At 41.1% G+C, this 18143-nt stretch carries 20 protein-coding genes and 1 tRNA gene; 10 read left to right on the plus strand and 11 right to left on the minus strand.

Going from position 1 to position 18143, the window contains the following annotated elements; translation table 11 throughout:
- Nucleotides 1-2 precede the first annotated feature (2 nt).
- On the minus strand, nucleotides 3-800 hold the full coding sequence (locus tag LEP1GSC185_RS01740; RefSeq protein WP_010514665.1) for an SDR family NAD(P)-dependent oxidoreductase: 798 nt from the start codon (nucleotides 798-800) through the stop codon (nucleotides 3-5).
- 116 nt (nucleotides 801-916) lie between these two features.
- Between LEP1GSC185_RS01740 and LEP1GSC185_RS01745 the strand changes: the two genes are divergently transcribed.
- The 5 genes from LEP1GSC185_RS01745 (at nucleotide 917) to LEP1GSC185_RS01765 (ending at nucleotide 4970) form a co-directional block, all read left to right on the plus strand.
- On the plus strand, nucleotides 917-1549 hold the full coding sequence (locus LEP1GSC185_RS01745; protein ID WP_008590271.1) for a DUF2889 domain-containing protein: 633 nt from the start codon (nucleotides 917-919) through the stop codon (nucleotides 1547-1549).
- 5 nt (nucleotides 1550-1554) lie between these two features.
- Nucleotides 1555-1626, plus strand: a tRNA-Thr gene (locus tag LEP1GSC185_RS01750).
- Between the two features lie 35 nt (nucleotides 1627-1661).
- Entirely contained in the window at nucleotides 1662-2846 is a 1185-nt protein-coding gene (locus tag LEP1GSC185_RS01755; protein WP_008590115.1) for a M23 family metallopeptidase, read from the plus strand.
- A 34-nt stretch (nucleotides 2847-2880) separates the two neighbouring features.
- Nucleotides 2881-3903 carry an AEC family transporter gene (locus LEP1GSC185_RS01760; RefSeq protein WP_008590518.1) on the plus strand — a complete coding sequence of 341 codons (1023 nt, stop codon included), beginning with the start codon at nucleotides 2881-2883 and terminating at the stop codon, nucleotides 3901-3903.
- Nucleotides 3873-4970 carry an ankyrin repeat domain-containing protein gene (locus LEP1GSC185_RS01765; protein WP_008589967.1) on the plus strand — a complete coding sequence of 366 codons (1098 nt, stop codon included), beginning with the start codon at nucleotides 3873-3875 and terminating at the stop codon, nucleotides 4968-4970. The genes LEP1GSC185_RS01760 and LEP1GSC185_RS01765 overlap by 31 nt, the downstream gene beginning before the upstream one ends.
- Here the strand turns inward: LEP1GSC185_RS01765 and LEP1GSC185_RS01770 are convergent, their stop codons facing one another.
- Nucleotides 4971-5531, minus strand: a complete 561-nt coding sequence (locus tag LEP1GSC185_RS01770; protein ID WP_024863962.1) for an LOG family protein — start codon at nucleotides 5529-5531, stop codon at nucleotides 4971-4973.
- A 69-nt stretch (nucleotides 5532-5600) separates the two neighbouring features.
- Entirely contained in the window at nucleotides 5601-5852 is a 252-nt protein-coding gene (locus tag LEP1GSC185_RS01775) for a cation transporter dimerization domain-containing protein (RefSeq protein WP_008589443.1), read from the minus strand.
- 135 nt (nucleotides 5853-5987) lie between these two features.
- Between LEP1GSC185_RS01775 and LEP1GSC185_RS01780 the strand changes: the two genes are divergently transcribed.
- Complete coding sequence (locus LEP1GSC185_RS01780) at nucleotides 5988-7241, plus strand: LA_2444/LA_4059 family outer membrane protein (RefSeq protein ID WP_008590945.1); 1254 nt, start codon at nucleotides 5988-5990, stop codon at nucleotides 7239-7241.
- Nucleotides 7242-7290: 49 nt separating this feature from the next.
- Here LEP1GSC185_RS01780 and LEP1GSC185_RS01785 read toward each other — a convergent pair whose 3' ends face one another.
- On the minus strand, nucleotides 7291-7809 hold the full coding sequence (locus LEP1GSC185_RS01785) for a DUF6580 family putative transport protein (protein ID WP_008591615.1): 519 nt from the start codon (nucleotides 7807-7809) through the stop codon (nucleotides 7291-7293).
- A gap of 171 nt (nucleotides 7810-7980) precedes the next feature.
- Here LEP1GSC185_RS01785 and mazG point away from each other — a divergent pair, with 171 nt between their 5' ends.
- Nucleotides 7981-9171, plus strand: coding sequence for a nucleoside triphosphate pyrophosphohydrolase (gene mazG / locus LEP1GSC185_RS01790; protein WP_008590536.1), 1191 nt, complete (start codon nucleotides 7981-7983; stop codon nucleotides 9169-9171).
- A gap of 401 nt (nucleotides 9172-9572) precedes the next feature.
- Nucleotides 9573-10418 carry a response regulator gene (locus LEP1GSC185_RS01795; RefSeq protein ID WP_010515114.1) on the plus strand — a complete coding sequence of 282 codons (846 nt, stop codon included), beginning with the start codon at nucleotides 9573-9575 and terminating at the stop codon, nucleotides 10416-10418.
- Between the two features lie 48 nt (nucleotides 10419-10466).
- On the opposite strand, the gene LEP1GSC185_RS01800 is transcribed toward LEP1GSC185_RS01795, so the two are convergent.
- From LEP1GSC185_RS01800 to LEP1GSC185_RS01825, 6 genes are all read right to left on the minus strand, one after another.
- Nucleotides 10467-11099 (minus strand): hypothetical protein, encoded by a 633-nt coding sequence (locus LEP1GSC185_RS01800; protein ID WP_008590235.1) that lies wholly within the window; start codon nucleotides 11097-11099, stop codon nucleotides 10467-10469.
- 21 nt (nucleotides 11100-11120) lie between these two features.
- Nucleotides 11121-12317, minus strand: coding sequence for an NADP-dependent isocitrate dehydrogenase (locus tag LEP1GSC185_RS01805; protein ID WP_008590642.1), 1197 nt, complete (start codon nucleotides 12315-12317; stop codon nucleotides 11121-11123).
- A gap of 67 nt (nucleotides 12318-12384) precedes the next feature.
- Nucleotides 12385-12960, minus strand: coding sequence for a hypothetical protein (locus LEP1GSC185_RS01810; protein ID WP_008589903.1), 576 nt, complete (start codon nucleotides 12958-12960; stop codon nucleotides 12385-12387).
- Between the two features lie 135 nt (nucleotides 12961-13095).
- Nucleotides 13096-13449 (minus strand): VOC family protein, encoded by a 354-nt coding sequence (locus LEP1GSC185_RS01815; RefSeq protein WP_232298411.1) that lies wholly within the window; start codon nucleotides 13447-13449, stop codon nucleotides 13096-13098.
- 10 nt (nucleotides 13450-13459) lie between these two features.
- Nucleotides 13460-13792 (minus strand): hypothetical protein, encoded by a 333-nt coding sequence (locus tag LEP1GSC185_RS01820; RefSeq protein ID WP_008589802.1) that lies wholly within the window; start codon nucleotides 13790-13792, stop codon nucleotides 13460-13462.
- A gap of 16 nt (nucleotides 13793-13808) precedes the next feature.
- Nucleotides 13809-14342, minus strand: coding sequence for an RNA polymerase sigma factor (locus tag LEP1GSC185_RS01825; protein ID WP_008589982.1), 534 nt, complete (start codon nucleotides 14340-14342; stop codon nucleotides 13809-13811).
- A gap of 285 nt (nucleotides 14343-14627) precedes the next feature.
- Here LEP1GSC185_RS01825 and LEP1GSC185_RS01830 point away from each other — a divergent pair, with 285 nt between their 5' ends.
- Together LEP1GSC185_RS01830 and LEP1GSC185_RS01835 are read left to right on the plus strand one after the other, a co-directional pair.
- Nucleotides 14628-15062 carry an LIC_13246 family protein gene (locus LEP1GSC185_RS01830; protein WP_008590939.1) on the plus strand — a complete coding sequence of 145 codons (435 nt, stop codon included), beginning with the start codon at nucleotides 14628-14630 and terminating at the stop codon, nucleotides 15060-15062.
- 114 nt (nucleotides 15063-15176) lie between these two features.
- The gene (locus LEP1GSC185_RS01835) at nucleotides 15177-16328 is read left to right on the plus strand and encodes a hypothetical protein (RefSeq protein ID WP_008589746.1); all 1152 of its coding nucleotides are present in this window, start codon (nucleotides 15177-15179) and stop codon (nucleotides 16326-16328) included.
- Here the strand turns inward: LEP1GSC185_RS01835 and LEP1GSC185_RS01840 are convergent.
- Nucleotides 16325-18106, minus strand: a complete 1782-nt coding sequence (locus tag LEP1GSC185_RS01840; RefSeq protein WP_008590718.1) for an apolipoprotein N-acyltransferase — start codon at nucleotides 18104-18106, stop codon at nucleotides 16325-16327. The genes LEP1GSC185_RS01835 and LEP1GSC185_RS01840 overlap by 4 nt on opposite strands.
- Nucleotides 18107-18143 lie beyond the last annotated feature (37 nt).

Raw genomic sequence — 18143 nt, forward strand, 5'->3', positions numbered from 1 at the left:
TTTTAATTCACCTTAGTTTTAAGAAGTTTTTTATCCAGGGTTTTAGGAGAGATCTTACTCAGCATGAGATCTATCTTCTCCCCAAACTTAGAAGGAAAAATTTCTCTCTTTCTCTTTTCAATTCCTTTCAGTATCTTTTTAGCGACGGTATGCGGATTTAATCCCCTCTTCTGTTTTTCATCCATTATTCCATGGGGAGACCCGTCTTCGGAAAGCGCTTTAATCGAAATATCAGTTTTAACTATACCCGGAAAAACAGTCATAACGTGTATACCTGTCTTATCATTTTCCAAACGAATACTATCCATGAATGCCTGGACTGCATGTTTACTGGCTGCGTAACCCGATCTGTACTGAGTGGAAAACTTTCCTAACAAAGAAGATACCGCTACCACATGTCCTTCACTTTGTCGTAGATCCGCCTCCAACAAACCGTATAAGATAACCAATGGAAAATAATTCGTATCCATTAGAATGTGAAAAACCTTAAGTTCCGTTTCGGCGGCAGTTCCTCTCATAGAAACTCCCGCACTATGAATGAAGCCGTCTACTCTCTTGAATTTTTTTCTAAATTCATCGACAGCTCTTTTTAATTCCGATTCGGACATTACATCCGCTTGTAGAACAAAAATTTTATCCGGATCAGACGCGGATTTTTTCAATTCCTTGAGAGCCTCTTTCCTTCTTGCAATCACCGCCACGTAAGCGCCTTGCTTTTCCAACTCTAAAGCAAGCGCTCTGCCTATACCGGAGCTCGCTCCTGTGACTAAAAAAACCTTATCCTGAAAAAACGACCCCATCCCAAAATCCGTAAAGTAGGTAGAAGAATAGGTAAGAACGGTAAAAAAGCAAATCAAAACACGGTAAAATCCTTTCAGGTCTATCTCTTGGGAAAAAAAAGGAACCAGGAGAATGTATGGCGCTTTCCCAATTAAAACAAAAGATCAGATACAAAGACTGCGGTTTCCAGCGTAGATACGAAAGTAGATACTATTGGTTCCCGGAAGAAAGTCCTCCGAGCTGTCTAATAGAAGTCAGCCAAAGAGATCCTTATCATGACATGACTTTATACATGTTAGTGAACTTAGCCACGATGAAAATTATGGACTTGGATGTAGAGGAAGATAGAGTTCCTTACGAAACCTGTCCTCACGCGATCAAATCGTATTCCTATCTCATCGGAGAAGATATGTCTTATAATAAAATTATGAGAAAATTTCCCGAGGACAAAACTATAGGTTGCCTTCATATAAACGAACTTTTACAAAACGCCGCCCAAAGTTTTTCTTCTGCTTATGCATTCTTCCTAAAGGAAAGAAATTTCCCGCCTGAATGGGACGAATATAGAATGTATCAAGGCGACTTAGATCCTAAATCCAGAAGAGAGATCGGAAGACATTGGTGGATGAAAGACAAAGGTGTCCGAAATTCCTGCTATAGTTTCTCGGACAGACATGAAACACCGGAATTAAAACAACAAGTGAAACCTCTTGACAGCATCACATCTTTGATGGTAAAAGAATTCCGCAGTGCCAGAGGAGATCGTTAAAGTTTGCCCGCTTAGCTCAGGGGTAGAGCATTTCCCTCGTAATGAAAAGGTCGCCGGTTCAATTCCGGCAGCGGGCTATTTTATTCTCAAAAAAATCCGATCTTATAATACGATGATCCGGACTTTTACAGCATTCATATTATCCGTTTGGCTCTGTCCTGTATTCTCGGATGCGACTCAGAACTGCGATAAAAAAAATATCTGCTCTTCAATAGAAACTGAAAACGAAGAAACCTCCGTCCATCTCCAAGCCAAAAATCTAATTCCTGGAACTCATATCACTGTCTATACTTCGATCGAAGGTTCTAATATAGAAACAGAACCTCAGGGCCCGATCTCGTTCGTATTAAACGATCGTGAAAAAAGAAAAGTACTGACTTTCAAAAAGAATGAGAACATGGAAAGCCCGGTATCCGTATCTGTATTAGCAGTTGCGTATTATGGAGACTTATCCGCAAAACACGATGACACTTATGTATATACACTCCCTTACGAAGGTAAGTCTTGGATTTCTGTAGGCTACAATAGCGGAGAAGAACATAAAGGTGGAGGAGCTTATTCTTTGGACTTTGTTCTTCCGGAAGGAACTCCTCTTTTAGCGGCAAGAGACGGTATCGTAGTAGAAACGGAAGATAAATTTACGGAAGGAAGAAGGGATCCTAAACTCATAGATAAAGCTAACCGTATAGTAATAGAACATTTGGACGGAACAGTTGCGATTTACGGACACTTAAAATCAAAAGGTGTATTTGTAAAAGCTGGAGAAAAAGTAATCGCAGGACAAAAAATCGGACTCTCAGGGAATACCGGTTTTAGCACGGGACCACATCTACATTTCGAAGTTTATAAACCGGAAGAGAACCGGAGAAAAAAAAGTTTTGCTACATTATTCAAAACGGAATCGGAAGAAAAAGAATATTTAAGCGAGGAGAATGCATACTGGACCCCGGATGGAAAAACTCCCCCCGGTTTTCCGATAACAAATGTGGAAGAATTTTGTATCAGTCATTCTATCCCGGACCCGGATAAACCTTCTTCTTGTCCCGATAAACTTCAGGCAAAACGTAAATTTTATCTTTCGATCCCGATCTATAAATCCGGACCTTATACTTTTAAAGCGGAGTTCATCTCTTTAAAAACCAAAAAGACGAGTTTTACTTTTCAAGAAAAGGTCCCGGGAGGGATCAACTTTGAAGCCTGGGAAATACAACCTGTTTTGAGCACCGGAAAGTATAAGATCAAATTCTATCTAGAAGAAAAAGAGATCGGAGAAAGATCCCTGCAAATCCTTCCTTGACCTAAATCCGCTTTCGGGTGAAAAGGATCGATCCATGTCTAATTTTATAGTAATCGGACTTTGTTTTCTTTTCGGGATATTGATCCGGACAAAAGGAAAATTCCCTTCCGATTCTCATAAAGTTATCAATTCATTTATCATTAGCGTTTCTCTTCCTTGTATGGAGTTCGTACCTCTGCGTCATGCCTCTCTGGATGGGAGCTTCTTAACATTTGCGGTAATGCCTTGGGTGCTTTTTGGATTCGGATTTTTATTTTTCAGCTTTTTTGGAAAATTGCTGGATTGGAAAGAAAGCACAATCGTATGTCTTTGTCTTTCCGCAGGACTGGGTAACACTTCCTTTTTAGGCATCCCGCTCATAGAATCCTATTACTCTAAAGAGGGACTTCCCACAGTACTCATCATAGACCAGCTTGGAACATTTCTGACTCTTGCCATTCCTGGGACTTATTTAGGAACCAAGGCAAGGCATGCGCTCCAAAACTCGGAAACCAAATCCTCTCTTTGGAAGACATTATTCACATTTCCTCCCTTCATTGCGTTATTGGTTTCCTTTGCTTCTCGTCCTTTTTCTGTTCCTTCTGAGCTGGAATCCGCAATTTCAAGGATCGGAGATACTCTGATCCCATTGGCTCTTTTTTCAGTCGGATATCAACTTCCCGGGACCATTCGAATCAATTCCGAAGATCGAAATGCCGAAAATCCCAAGAGAGAATCAGACAATTCTTTTAGGATAAGAATTCCTTTGTTATTCGGCTTAGTATTTAAATTGATCATAGGTCCCATCTTGGTCTGGCTTTGTTTCGGAACGTTTTTCCATTATTCCGAAAAGAATCTAGGCTCGGATTTTTTCAGGAATTTTAAAATACTGATTATGGAATCTGCAATGGCGCCCATGATCACGGGAAGTCTTCTTGCAGCTGAATGGGGACTTTCACCTAGACTCGCCGTTTCCCTAGTTGGAATAGGAATACCGCTTTCTTTTCTAACGACCTTGGGATTGTATTACCTCCTGGAGAATCAGGCGTGGACTGGAACGATCTTTTTCGGGCAGTAAAAACAGGAAACAATGGAACCCTTCGCGCCTTATTATCAGAGGCGGCGACAAGAGACGGTTTCGCAGAAGAATTTCCCGAACTAAGAGATTCTTACGGGTGCGGACTTTTATACTGGGCCATCAAAGAAGGAAATAAAGAAGCCACCAATCTTTTAGTAGAATATGGCTCCGATCCGAATGAGACGAGTTCCAGAGGAGAGACAGCACTACTTCTCGCATTGGAATCTGAGAATGCTGAACTCACAACCATACTCTTGGATTATGGCGCGGATCCCGAACTAAGAGATATGGATGGGAACACTCCGTTGACTAGAGCGATCAGTTCCGGCAAATTAGAGCTGGTAGAGATCTTGTTCGATCTACCAAATCATCCTCCAGACATAGAATCCAGAAATGGAGAAGGTTACTCTCCTCTTTTACTCGCAGTGGATATGGGACATTTAGAGATCGCAGAATATCTGGTGTCAAAAGGTGCGGATCCTAAAAAGAAAAACTCCGAAGGTCGGACTATTCTTCATTTAACTGCATTACATAATGATTATGAAATATTAGACCTATTCTCGGAGAACAAAGAAGTACGTTCTTTATTGGAGAATAAGGACCAAGATGGAAATACACCTCTTCTTCTTTCGGCATTGTACGATAGTGTGGAATGTCTGGAAAGACTACTGAATCTGGGAGCGGATCCCTTGGCCAAAAACCTAAGCGGTAAAACAGCCAAAGAAGAAGCGGACAGGATGAAATTCCATCATACCTTAAAAGTAATAAACAAGGCTACGATCGCGTTATTATTCAGAGCTTCTTCCGAAGGTAAAACTGATATTGTCGAAAAAATCCTGAGCAACGGTTACGAAGCGGAAGTTCGCGATATGCTTGGCCGCACACCTTTGCTACTCGCCGTAAAATCCGGAAAAACAGATCTGATAGAATTATTAGTAAAGAATGGAGCTTCCCCTTATTCCACGGACAAGGAAGGAAATTCTCCTTTAGCTATTGCAGAGGCTTCCGAAAGTCCCGCCTTACATCAGATATTTAAACAATTCCTGAATCCTGAAGAAGGAAAGTAATTAGATCCTACTTCTTTTGATAATCTTTTCGAAAAGTTCTTCCGGATCGGCGCTAACTTCGATCCATTCTCTGGTCTGAGAATCTAAAAATCCTTCTTCTATCATATGATCCAATTGCTGCAATAGAGGATCGAAAAAGCCGTTTACATTCAGTATTCCGATCGGCTTGGAAAGAACTCCAAGTTGATTCCAAGAAGTAACTTCGACCAATTCTTCTAAGGTCCCTATCCCTCCTGGCAGAGCGATGAATGCGATGGATTTTTCGTACATGAGAAGTTTTCTTTCATGCATGGTTGGAACTAGGATGAGTTCAGTAATCTCTTTGTGAGCGATCTCTTTATTGGTAAGAAACTCAGGAAGGACTCCGATTACGGACCCGCCTTTTTCTAAAACGGAATCAGCTACCGCTCCCATCAAACCCGAAGTAGCTCCTCCATAAACCAACCCGATTCCCTCCGAGGCCATTAAGTGACCTAAGAATACTGCGGCTTGGAGATAACGAGGTTCCTTACCAGGTCTGGAACCGCAGAATACACAAATGGCTGGTTTCATCTGAGTCAGGATCGATTTTGAATTAGGTTTGGCAACCTGATTTGAGAGAAGGAGTAGATCTAAGGAAAGATTTTGGGCCTATCCTTGCTTTGGATAGATGATGATCTCTGTATAAGGGAATTCCTGTTTAAGATCGTCTAGTAAAGATTCCAAGATCTTAGGATATTCCAAAGGATGGATGTCCTTTTTGAACTCTAATTGAAACTCAAGAAATTTCCTTTCTCCCTTGGACCTTGCTTTTAGATCATAGATCTTAGAAATCTCGGAGAACCGATCTGAGAGAATATTTTGAATGGTCTCCTTGTATTCGTCCGAAAAGTCGAAGGGCATACCTCAAAACTTTCGATTTTAGGAAAATACTTCCTCCCTTTTTTCATTCTTTCTATAAAAAAGAATTGGAGTCTTGCGTCCAAAATACTTAGTCTTTCCGTTTACAAAGCCACGCGAAATACTTAGAGGTAGACCTTGCAGACTTTCCTGAAACTTTCCGCAGCCGCATTCTTAGGCATTTTTTTATTTATTTCCGGTCCCGTATATTCCCAAGGTAAATTACCGGATCCGGAAGCCTTGGAAAAAGAAGCAGACGAGTTGGAATACCAAGCCGGTAAATCCCAGGTCCAAGCCGAAAGAAGAAGACTCGCCTTACTCGCAGCCGAAAAAAGAAAACAGGCTGCAGACGTTCGAAACGAGCTTCATGATCAAGAATTATCCAAACCTTATAATAAGCCTACCTTTGATATCCAATTTGCAGCATTACAGTCGACTTGGGAATCGGAGGTTTTAGCCAGACAAAAGAATATCGGCGTAAATAACTATAATACGATCTTATCTGCATCTGGAGCTTACCAAAACGCCCAGACCACGGCTGCAGGCGCAGGTGTAAATCCGAACTTATTAAATGACAGCATCACAAGTTATTCCAGCCCTCAAGGAAATACTAAGACTGCATTCCCTATCAAACTTTCCTATTTGAATACCGCTAAAACCTTCGGGATAGAATTCAATTATTTGGATCTAAAGATCAGACCTTCTTATACGACTGTAGATACTGCATCAGTATTGTCGGCTCTAGCTCCAGTCCAATATCATTCCGTTCAATACAGAAGATTGGACTATTCTTTGAACTTAGCTTGGTATATGCACACAGCAACCGGAAGGATCGGCTTCGCAGTAGGAGCTAGAAATTTGGATATTATTTCGAGCGAATATGGAGTAATCCCGGGAAATTATGGATTCGGAAAATCGGAAGAAAAAGCGGGAGGACTAGGTCCTCAGATTGGAGTTAGGATCTTCAAAAATTTCAACGCATTCCTGCTTGGACATTTTAAAGCGGATTATTTTAGGACTTTAGGACATTATAATAGAAACACTCAAGGAGTTCTGAACGGAATAACTGGCCCTTATATTTTAGATACCTCTCCTCCTGGCGGGCTAAAAGAAAACGTGCTCAGTAGGACCGGATATGAGATCGATTTTGGTCTTTCCCTGCTCAGAAACCGTTGGTTAAAATATACATTAGGATTCCAATATACGGAATTGATCTCTAAAGTGTCCGGTTATAACTATAATGGGAACGTTTTTCCTGGAGCCCCAGGCGATGCGCTATTCCTAAATCAGATTTCCAAACCTTTAGATCAAATTTCTACAGGCTCGGCCTTACAAAAAGAAGTGCATGATAAATTCTACGGAATTTATCTAAGTTTAACTTTGACTATTTGAGAAGGTAGAAAAATAGACAGCGCCGCGGTGCGACGCCGTGTAGGGGAAATTAAGCTGCTTGGGTAGAAGCAACAAATCCGTTCTTTTCCAATAGATAATAGGAACCGAACAGAACGGAAACATAAGTAAAGTCTCCGAGCAGGCTATATTTGAAGAATGGGATCGCAGCGATATAACATTCTACCAATCCTTGTCCGTTCAAAGTATACATTCCGGAAGTCAACCAAACGAAGAAGTTTGTGATCACAAAGAATGAAACAGAACCTGCAAGACCTGCAATCGCCAGAGATCCAACACCCAAACGATCTTTGATCTTCATTCCTACGATTGCATATACGATAAACAATCCGTAAATCACCGGGATCATTTCATGAAGACCGATCACCAAGTCGCTGATCAGCATAATTCCCAAAGGAAGAGCGATCGCTAACCAACGGTTAGAGAAATAAACCCCGCCAAAAATGGAAATCGCCAGTACCGGAGTGAAATTCGGTAAATGAGGAAGAAAACGACTGAGAACCGCAAGTACGAGTAATGCGAAAGCTACCAAATTTTTAGATAGTGACATGTTCTTTCTGGTATCCTTTTTACCTGATCTTAGCATAAGCCCTCTGCATTGAAAAGCACTTAGGATTAATCAGGGATTTTCGGATAGGATGAGAGGATAAATCCACCAGTCAATCTTCATTTCCAGGAAAAAGGCTGGGAATTCGGAATCGAAAATCGAGCCTAGTACTTAATGAAAGCTCCCGACCCGAAAGACTATCCTAACTCGATGGCATTTCTCCAAGACATAACTTCCAAACTTAGAAGTCCTGAAGGTTGTCCCTGGGATAGAGAGCAGACACATTCTACGCTTGTGCCTTATCTGATCGAAGAATCACAAGAAGTGGTAGAAGCAATACTCAAAGGAAACGACGAACACACAAAGGAAGAATTGGGAGATCTTTTATTCCAAGTGGTTCTTCATTCTCAGATCGCATCCGAAAGAGGTGCATTCAGTTTAGAAGATATAGCAAAAGACGTGGCGGAAAAACTTGTGCTCAGGCATCCGCATGTATTCGATCCGGAAACAAAGGACATCTCTTCTGCGGACGAAGTAGTCGCAAACTGGGAACTATTTAAAGAGAAAGAAAAACAACTCAGACAAAAAACTTCCAAAGCTAAATCCATCCTATCCGAAGTCCCGGAGACATTTCCTTCTCTATTAAAAGCTGAAAAATTCCAAAAAAAGGCCGCTAAAGCGGGTTTCGATTGGGAAGACATAAAAGGTGTAGAAGAAAAACTGAATGAAGAATTGCAGGAGTTCTTAGACGAGATCAGGGGAATTTCCGATCCTTCTTCCAATCAAATCAGGATTGAAGAAGAATTAGGAGATCTTCTTTTTACGATAGTTAACCTGGCAAGAAAGCTGGGAGTCTCCGCAGAATCCTCTCTTACCAGGACCAATACAAAGTTCAAACATAGGATCGAATATATAGAAGCGCGCTTAGGAGAATCGGATCGTAAGTTTTCCGAAACTCCTTTGGACGAGCTGGAAAAACTCTGGAACCAAGCAAAGAATGGAATCCAAAAACAAGCCCAAAATCCTCTGGAAGAAAAGCAGAGAGGTGTTTCAGAGCTGATCCATGGGCTTTCTTCTTTTCTAATTTGGAAACAAAGCCTCGAATCAGATTGGCCAAAAACTTATAGTTTTTCTTACAAATCAAACGAGTATTCTTTAATATTCTCCGCATTCGGATCTATGACTTTATTGCCAAGTGCAGATCCTTGGGGCAGAAAGGCCCAACCGATCTTCTATTTGAATTTATCCGACAAGAATCATAGAACCTGGGAAGATTTGTCTGGAAATTCTTATAAAACCCAAGAAGATATTTATGAGGCAATCTTAAGATCGATCAGCGACTATACTCGCCTAGCTCCTCCTTGAGGCTTGCCGTTTGCGGCTATACTCGCTTTGCTCCTGAAGCCCGCTTTGCGGCTATACTCGCTTTGCTCCTGAAGCCCGCTTTGCGGCTATACTCGCTTTGCTCCTGAAGCCCGCTTTGCGGCTATACTCGCTTTGCTCCTGAAGCCCGCTTTGCGGCTATACTCGCTTTGCTCCTGAAGCCCGCTTTGCGGCTATACTCGCTTTGCTCCTGAAGCCCGCTTTGCGGCTATAGTCGCTTTGCTCCTGAAGCCCGCTTTGCGGACTATAGAAAGAATGTCGCTTGGAAAGAAAATGATCCGTTATGGGATACATAGAGATATATCAAAATTGTATAATAAATTTCCTTAATAAAGACACGGATTTTCCAATTTAGATCGAAAGTTATATCCGTCTCCATTAACATGAATGCAAACAAGGAAATACCGTATCAAGGCAACCTTAAGGAAGGTGCCCGTTTGCCTTCAGAAAAACTCAAAATACTCATCGTAGATACGAGTAAGGTTATTCTAGAGATTATTTCTTCAGAATTTTCTTCTTCCTTATTCGAGGTCCAAAAAGTATCTCTTATGGAAGAAGCAACACAACTTGCCAAAGAGAAAAAATTCGATCTAATCACTTTAGGGATCCATTTAGAAGGTGGAACAGGTTTCGACCTATGCAGAGAGATTAGAAGTAAAGGAAAGAAGGAGAAGTTCGCTTCCTCAGGAGCCAGGATCATATTTGTGACCTCCGATTTTACGGAAGAGAATAGGATGATCGCTCATAATGCAGGCGCTGACGGCTTTATAGAAAAAACCCAAGAACTGAGTTCCTTTCAATCCACGATAGACGAGATCATAAAGGACCTGATAGAAGAGAAAAAGGATCCTTCTCAAAAGAATCCAAGTTTAGCAAAACGGAAAATACTCATTATAGACGATTCTGAACTGAACCTTGTCTTATTCAGAAGATTATTAGAATCTAAAGGTGCAGAGGTACAAACCGCTATTTCGGGTAAACATGCTCTCCAAATTTTGGAAGAAAATCCAAAAAATTTCGAAGCAATCTTTACCGATATGTATATGCCCGGAATGAATGGGAACGAGCTATGCAGCTTAGTCCAAAAGAACCCAGCATTCTCTCAGATACGATTGGGAATTACTTCTGCGGCCGAAGAATCTTCTTTTACTAGAGACGAGATCCCAACTGGTGTGGAATTATTTTCCAAACCTTACGATATGCAAGAGATCTGCAATTTTTTGAAATAAATAGCTTTGCAAGCTATAGTCGCTTCGCTCCTGAAACCCGCAAGCGGGTTATACAAACTCAATCCCAACGATTACGTCCGGATGGCATTCTCTTCTGATATCGCCCTCTATTTTAGGTAATTTAGAAAACCAGGTTTTGTTCTCGAATTGAAGATCGATCCAATAGAAAAACAAATTCGCTTCTCCTAAATCGTTTTGGATCTTAAGTTCTCCGAAATCCTTTTTAATCTCACCAATCCTTTCAAATGTTTCTCCGTTTTTGGTTTTATAATGGATCTCCCAAGGTTCCGCCTTATAAGGAACACCTTGAGAATTCGGTTTGCCCGGAACCAGTTTCCAAGCTTTGAGAAGAATCCTGGATACTTCCTCGAACTTCAAGGTTTTAGAATATTGTACGTTCTCTCTTATATGTTTGAACGAAAATTCTTTAGGCGCCGCCTTCCAAGTTCCGGTGATCGTTCTCCCATCACAAAAATATGCCTTCACGTTCGGACCTGCATTTTGATTATTCGAAGAATTGGAAGAATTAGGAGAATCTCCTCTTGCGTCCAAACTTGGTTCGTTCGGAAGAGTCGGATCTTTAGGTAAGCTAAGTTTTTGACCGAAAATTGGAGTGATCAAAAATAACAGAAGAAGGAGCGCTGATAGGCCCCTTCTTCTGTTTGTATCTTTAGATTTCAAGGGTAGAGTCCCCATCTCATACTAAAGGCGTTTTTGGATCGCCTCCATAAACTGGAAGGTATCCAATTGTTTCGGGCCTTTGGTTGTGGTAAGTAGGACTAAGTCCTTGGTCATCTCTCCTGCTTGGATAGTGTCGATTACCGCCTTCTCCAATTTTTGAGCAAAAGAAACAACATCAGGAGTCCCGTCCAATTCTCCCCTCTTAGCAAGAGCTCCGGTCCATGCAAAGATAGAAGCTACAGAGTTGGTAGAAGTGGTTTCTCCTTTTTGATACTGACGGTAGTGACGAGTCACAGTTCCGTGAGCGGCCTCGTATTCGAATTTTCCGTCCGGAGAAACAAGAACAGAAGTCATTAATCCCAATGATCCGAATCCGGAAGCAACCATATCGGACATTACATCTCCGTCATAGTTCATTAGGGCCCAAAGCATTCCGCCAGGATTTTTAACGATCTGAGCTACAGCGTCGTCTATCAAATAATACCAATATTCGATCCCAGCAGCTTTCAGTTCTGCAGCTCTTTTAGTAGAGACTTCGTCGAAGATTGCACGGAAACGAGCGTGGTATTTTTTAGAGATGGTATCTTTAGTTGCGAACCAAACATTTATTTTTTCGGAAATCGCATAATTGAAACAAGCTTCCGCAAAGCTGTAGATGGACTTGTCCAAGTTGAACTGCCCCATCACAACACCAGGTCCGTCGAAATCGTTGATAGTAACTCTTTCTTTTTCTTTTCCGTCTTTGGTTGTGAAAACGATCTCTACTTTTCCAGCTTCCGGAATATAAAGTTCGGTGTCTTTGTAAAGGTCACCGAATGCGTGACGACCTACTACGATCGGTTTTTCCCAGGATCTAACTCCGGAAGGAATATTGTTCACGATGATCGGTTTACGGAAAACGGTCCCGTCCAAAATGGAACGAATGGTCCCGTTCGGGGACTTCCATTCTTTTTTGAGTTTGTATTCAACAACTCGATCTTGGTTCGGAGTAATGGTAGCGCACTTAACGCCCACTCCGTATTTTAAAATAGCATTCGCGGAATCTACGGTGACTTTATCTTCCGTTTTGTCGCGGTATTCTACGCCTAGATCATAATAATCTAATTCTATATCAAGATAAGGATGAATGAAACGATCCTTAATTTCTTTCCAAATTATACGTGTCATCTCGTCCCCGTCGAGTTCGACGAGAGGAGTTTTCACCTTAATTTTAGCCATTGGAATTCTCCTTAGAATGTCAGATGGATTGCAGGTTAAACCTTAGGTTTTTCCATTTTCTAAGGACTTAGGACTTCGGGAAAGAAGGATTCTCCTTTATTTTCAAGATTCCGCTTCGGAGATAGTATAGGTTTTGGGTGGAAAAATAATTAATGGCAACCGGAAGGGAAACAATCCCCAGAACTGAAAAATAACGATATTTTAAAGGATCTTTTCCATCCAGACCGGTGATGGACTTTTCTAAACGTAAGAGGATCTTTTTCCAGCGTTGTAAGGTGGGAAGAAGAGAAGGATTACATCCTTCGAAATACAGACCTTCTGCAGAGCTAACGATTATATCCTTTAAATTGCTGGGAAGAGCCGGAGAACCGAACAGGTCTCTTACTTTGACCAAATCTTTTTCGACCTCGGTCTCCGTTTGTCTCGGGATAGGAAGAATAGAACTGATCCCTAAGGAAACCGGAAGGGAAAGACGGAATAAAAAGTCGGAAGCGACTATTGAATTCAAATATCTTCGAATTGTTTCGCCCAACGCGTCGGTATGATCTAGCTGTGAATCGCTTAGATCCTTTACGGTTTGGATAGTGTACTGGCTGAGCTTGATCTTTTCCGTCCAGAACAGGCCCAGTAATTCCGTTTCCATGTGGGTAAAGAGTACATTTTTTATTCGGCCTTTTTTGGCAATCTCTATCTAGAGCTTCGAATCCTGTTCTTATATACCACTTACAGGAAAATCTTTGGCACCCAAGGAACAAACCCGTCCAACTAAGATCAGGGGCTATTCTTCTTCGCACATCAATTCAACCAGGTAACCATCCGGATCTTGAAAATTCAGAAAAAGTGTCTTAGAAGATTTACGAACACCATATTCTAATCTTTGAGAGAATAATCTTTGTTCAATCTCCCGGAAACTTTTAGGATCCACTCTAATAGCAAAATCACATCCTGATCCGAATACGGGAGAAGCAGGATCGTTCTTCTCTCCGTAGATCGCTATATTCGATTTTCCGATGCCTAAAACTTTCGCAGCTTTTTCGGTCTCCTCCTGTTGGGGGAGACCGAAAATTTCACGATAGAAATTCGCACTTACTTCCGGATCACGGGAGGTGATACCGATATGATTTACTTCCATAAACATAATTTTACTCCCTTAATTCGCGATCGATTTGATCTAACTTCTGTTGAAGTTTGTGTCTCATCTTTTCTTTCATCCTACGTTTCCAGTGCGCTCTTTCTCGATGCCCATGATGATGGCCCGGGCCAAACCAATGTCCGCCTTTAAACAATATATGTGAAAGAACGAACAAACCTAAGGCCTGCCAATAACTGATCTGCTTAATCCCGAAAATATCCGGAAGCAACCAGTTCCAAAGTTGCCAAACCGCGTAGGCCATACCAAAGAAGAACAGCGGCATAAAAAAGATGATCAGAAAAAACTTTCCTAATCTATGTTTAAACTCGTCCGAACCGTGCATGGGTTTCCTCCTAAACTCAAAACTCTTCCAGAAAGAAAACCTTCAGGTCCTTCAAACGTTTTGCTAAAAAATCCTTAGCGTAAGATTTCCGTGCTGAGAGAGTTCCTTCCGGAATTCCGGTAACTTCCGAAATTTCTCTGAAGGATTTTCCATCGAACACGTTCTCCACAAACACGGATTTTTGCTCTTCAGGCAGTTCTTCTATGGCGATCGCTAATTCCTGAAGCACAAGACTTCTGTAAAATTCCTTTTCAGGTCCTGCTGCTTTATCAGGTATCGCGTCCTCTAGGATAAACTCCTGTTCTAAACGAGAGTTAGAATACTTTCCCGCTTTTTTGAATCTGTACCAGTCTCCCACTTTATTGCGAAGAACCGCATACACATAAGCTAAAAGATATTCTATAGACCCAGCGGAATCCAGTTCAGTTACAGCAGTTAAAAAAGATTCTTGAAGAAGATCTTCTGCTTCTTCAGGATCCGTAACCCTGGAACGAACCCATGCTAGGATTCTATCTCTTTCCCGTCTGTAAATCGTGTCCAAGGATCCCAATGTGTTTCTCTTTCCTTAGAGAGGTAGTTGTAGCAGCGGGATTTTCCTTGGATTTTTTTATTAAGAATTGGTTTGAAACGGAAAAAAAATGATCCAAAAAGGAAAAATTCCGGACCAGAACCCATTCGGATTTAAAATGCTCTGCATAAAAACTCCTGAAGTTCGATACAAAGGTCCCAAATAAGAAACGTAAGTTTATATCTTAGGTCCCATTTTTTTCTAAAATTCTAAATTTTTTTCCGGCAATATCCTTTGGCCAAAACCCGTTTTTCCCGGAGGATTTTTATGAAGGCTAGGAGAAACAAAGAAGAAGAGGAATATTTCGGTTGGATGAAATTGCAAACGGATCAATTGGGTTTTTTAGGAATAATACATTCCGTGAATAGATTCTATGATTCTCTACAAGGTTCCCAAACCAAAGAGTTGCGTTACTTTCGAAGAAAATTGGTAAGAACAGATTTCAGATATTCTAAAATTTTTATGAAGAAATTCGGAGATTATGAATATCTGATCTATGCTCGGATCGAAACCAAGGGAAAATCGGAATCCGATTCTTGGATACACATAGACGGGATCAAAATGGAAAGGGACGAAATGAGAGCGAAAGGAGTAAAGGATCATCCTTCTTATGAGATCCGATGCCTCAGCGATATTTTTGAATCCTCCTGCGTGCCCGCATCCAAATCGGAAGAGGACAAAATAGATTCAGATTGTAGCTGAATTTTAAATAAGCGGATCGATCGTTTAGAAGACAAAACAAAATCTTGAAAATTTATTTCCTCCGGACAAGAATTGCTTGCCGGAGAATAAAACCAGGGTTAGGAATTGATCCCCATGATTTTCATTTCCGAAAATTCTTCGGCGAACGATTGTTCTTTTAAACGATCTAAAACCATCCTTTCCAAATCGATTCTGGCCTTTTTAGTCCTATTTTGCTCTTTGGGAGAATGGCAACTATCCGCAGACGAAACAAAGATCCAGGCCAGAAAAACAAGCAAACACGAAATGGGATTTCATCCCTATACTCAGGAAGGTTATTTTCAGGCTTGGAACTATTCCTTTACGGACGATCAGACCTGGATCTTTGCCACATTCATAGTGAGCAATCTAGGACCAGGAACCAAAAACTGCGGAGTAAGTCTCGTAATTTACGATAAAGAAAACGGTACACAATTTTCCACCAGAGAGTATTCCAAAGACGAACTGAAAGCGGAGAGCGGAAATTTAGAATTAGAAATTTTTGATAGTTCCGTTTATAAAGGAGAAGCAGGTCCCGAGATCAAAATGATCACCGACTCCGCAGAACTTGTAATTAGTTATAAAACGGGTTGGTCCAAGGCAGTTTCTCTTTCCGGAGGAAAAATACACCTACCTGAAAAAGATAGTTTTGTACAAGCGGACATGGCATTTTCCTCAGTTCCGGCAAAAGGATATTTAGTATTGAACGGAAAGAGAATGGAGCTAAATGGAAGAGGTGGAATGGAACATCTTCTTACCAACTACGAAGTTTACAAATACAGCAGACGCTGGGAATTGTACCGCTCAATCAATAGCGCGGGCGAAAGATTATTTGCGGGCGGGTTTATTGGGAATGAAAACTTTCCAGAAGAAGAGATCCGGACCGTAAGCGCATTAGATCCTTCCGGCAAAATGTTATTTTCCGCAAAAGTTTTGAAATCGGAAGTTTTAGAATCGGAGACAGAACCTTTTTCGGGATATCATCTACCGGTAAAGGAAAAGTTTTATTTGGACGAAAGCGGTTCTTGCAGCTTAACAATTTCCAGAAAACATACGATCGGACAGATCTATGTTCTTTCCAATATATCCGCAGTGCTTAGATTCTTTGTTCGTTTATTTTTTACGAAACCCTATCAGCTTTATTATATTACCGATTCCAAATTGGATTGCACCCAATTACCGGAAGGAAATCTCCCGAAAGATAAAAACTTCCGGGGGATTTTTTCCTATTATCTGATCAATCCTTAAGCTTCCGACTTTTTGTTTCGAAGCAATAGGTTTCCGTAATATATAGCGGTCAGAATGATCATGATCCAAGGGATCAGATTTCCGTATAGAATATAGAAACCCGGAGGCGAATCGATCACTTGGATCTGCTGCCAACTGGTTTCCGCTTTCATTAGAGAAGTAGATTTGCCTTCTATAAAATTTCCCAAATGATCCACGTAACCTGAAATCCCGGAATTTGTCGAGCGGACCAACCATCTTCTCCATTCAATCGCTCTCAATCTTCCTAACTCGAAATGTTGATCACTTTCAGTAGTGGTCCCATACCATTTATCATTGGTAAGATTTGCGATAAATTGTGGATTGCCCGAGTCTTTGAACTTTCTTACGAATTCCGGAACGATTACTTCGTAACAGATCAAAGGAAGGAATAAACCTTCGTCCTTTAATTCCGTATGAGTTGGAGAATAATAATTTCTCACAAATTCGGCATCCAGTCCTTCTGTTTTTTCCCAAGTAACAGGAAGAACTGTTTGAGGATTTTCTTTCGGAAAAGCGGAATAATAATGCAGAAGATCGAAAGATTCTCCCGGATCAAATCTTCCGGTTTGTGGACTTAGATCGTACATAAATTCGAAAGGCATGGTCTCTCCGAACATTACCAAATATTGTTTTTGGTAAGCCTGTCTTCTGACACCATTCGGATCGTATACTACGTTATTATTGAAGTATCTGAGATATTCTCTTCCGGAACTTTTGATCTTATAAGCTGCATCTATTTCGTTAAAAAATACGGTCGCCTTGTATCTATTCGCAAAAGAAACCATTAAGGAATCGAACCTTGGCCAATAGATACGGTCTCCCATTTTGATCTTCAAAAGTTCTCTGTTCGCAGAGAAATAAGGAATTCCTGCTTCCGGCAAAACGATCAGGTCCGGATTTTTACCGGCTCTTTGTACGGCATTTTCCACCATCTTGTCCATTCTACCCATTAGATCTTCTATCACTTCTCTAGGAGATCTACCTCTCTCGTCACGAATACTCATAGGGGCATCCGGTTGGACTACGAGGACCTCTAGTGTCTTAGTTGGGGTTACATTCTTCCATTTCAAATACAATGTGGACCCGACAATCACGAAAAGAAGAAGTAACGCAAACGGTAAGGTCCAGAATTTTATAAAATGGGACCTTTTCTCTTTGGATCTTAAGATCTCAGGAAGATGTAATAAATTTGTTTCGAAAAGTGTATAAGAGATTACGAATACTAAGAAGGAAAGTCCGTAAACTCCTGTGATCTCAACGGTTTGAGCCAGTATGATGTTTCCCGCTGCGAGATTTCCCCAATACCAAGGAAACAATTGGTAGCCGATCATATCGGCCGCCATACCGCAAACCCCGGCTACCCAAACGCTGTGTTTGCCTGCTCTTCTGGAAAGAAAGGAATAAGAAACTAAGAAGATGGGGAACTTAGCTCCGAATAAAACTCCTGCCACAAGTAGAATGATAAATGCGACAAGCCAGGGGAAATTCCCGAAGACCATTGCCATATGATGGATCCAATGAAATGCGATCGCATAAAAAAATACCCCAAATAGGAAACCGTATCCTAACAATCTCCAGTATCTTCCGGAATATTTATGAGTGATCCAAAATAGACCGAAAGGAGCGATCCAAACTAAATGGCTGAGATAAAAAGGAGCGAAGGCTAAGAATGCAAATGCCCCCGTCCAGAGAAAACAGAAGAAGTCGAAAAACAGTGTTTTTTGAAACTCTCTAAAACGATGTAAAAAAGAATCCATGGATACCAACGTTGATCGGAAAAAAAACCTTTTGAGT

It is taken from the genome of Leptospira licerasiae serovar Varillal str. VAR 010 (assembly GCF_000244755.1).
Classification (GTDB): Bacteria; Spirochaetota; Leptospiria; order Leptospirales; family Leptospiraceae; genus Leptospira_B; species Leptospira_B licerasiae.

Coding starts and splice junctions, on each gene's coding strand:
- LEP1GSC185_RS01795 (WP_010515114.1), top strand. CDS start 9,573: ATGAATGCAAACAAGGAAATACCGTATCAAGGCAACCTTAAGGAAGGT.
- LEP1GSC185_RS01785 (WP_008591615.1), bottom strand. CDS start 7,809: ATGTCACTATCTAAAAATTTGGTAGCTTTCGCATTACTCGTACTTGCG.
- LEP1GSC185_RS01835 (WP_008589746.1), top strand. CDS start 15,177: ATGATTTTCATTTCCGAAAATTCTTCGGCGAACGATTGTTCTTTTAAA.
- LEP1GSC185_RS01740 (WP_010514665.1), bottom strand. CDS start 800: ATGGGGTCGTTTTTTCAGGATAAGGTTTTTTTAGTCACAGGAGCGAGC.
- LEP1GSC185_RS01820 (WP_008589802.1), bottom strand. CDS start 13,792: ATGCACGGTTCGGACGAGTTTAAACATAGATTAGGAAAGTTTTTTCTG.
- LEP1GSC185_RS01745 (WP_008590271.1), top strand. CDS start 917: ATGGCGCTTTCCCAATTAAAACAAAAGATCAGATACAAAGACTGCGGT.
- LEP1GSC185_RS01760 (WP_008590518.1), top strand. CDS start 2,881: ATGTCTAATTTTATAGTAATCGGACTTTGTTTTCTTTTCGGGATATTG.
- LEP1GSC185_RS01805 (WP_008590642.1), bottom strand. CDS start 12,317: ATGGCTAAAATTAAGGTGAAAACTCCTCTCGTCGAACTCGACGGGGAC.
- LEP1GSC185_RS01775 (WP_008589443.1), bottom strand. CDS start 5,852: ATGCCCTTCGACTTTTCGGACGAATACAAGGAGACCATTCAAAATATT.
- LEP1GSC185_RS01830 (WP_008590939.1), top strand. CDS start 14,628: ATGAAGGCTAGGAGAAACAAAGAAGAAGAGGAATATTTCGGTTGGATG.
- mazG (WP_008590536.1), top strand. CDS start 7,981: ATGAAAGCTCCCGACCCGAAAGACTATCCTAACTCGATGGCATTTCTC.
- LEP1GSC185_RS01810 (WP_008589903.1), bottom strand. CDS start 12,960: ATGGAAACGGAATTACTGGGCCTGTTCTGGACGGAAAAGATCAAGCTC.
- LEP1GSC185_RS01840 (WP_008590718.1), bottom strand. CDS start 18,106: ATGGATTCTTTTTTACATCGTTTTAGAGAGTTTCAAAAAACACTGTTT.
- LEP1GSC185_RS01815 (WP_232298411.1), bottom strand. CDS start 13,449: ATGGAAGTAAATCATATCGGTATCACCTCCCGTGATCCGGAAGTAAGT.
- LEP1GSC185_RS01755 (WP_008590115.1), top strand. CDS start 1,662: ATGATCCGGACTTTTACAGCATTCATATTATCCGTTTGGCTCTGTCCT.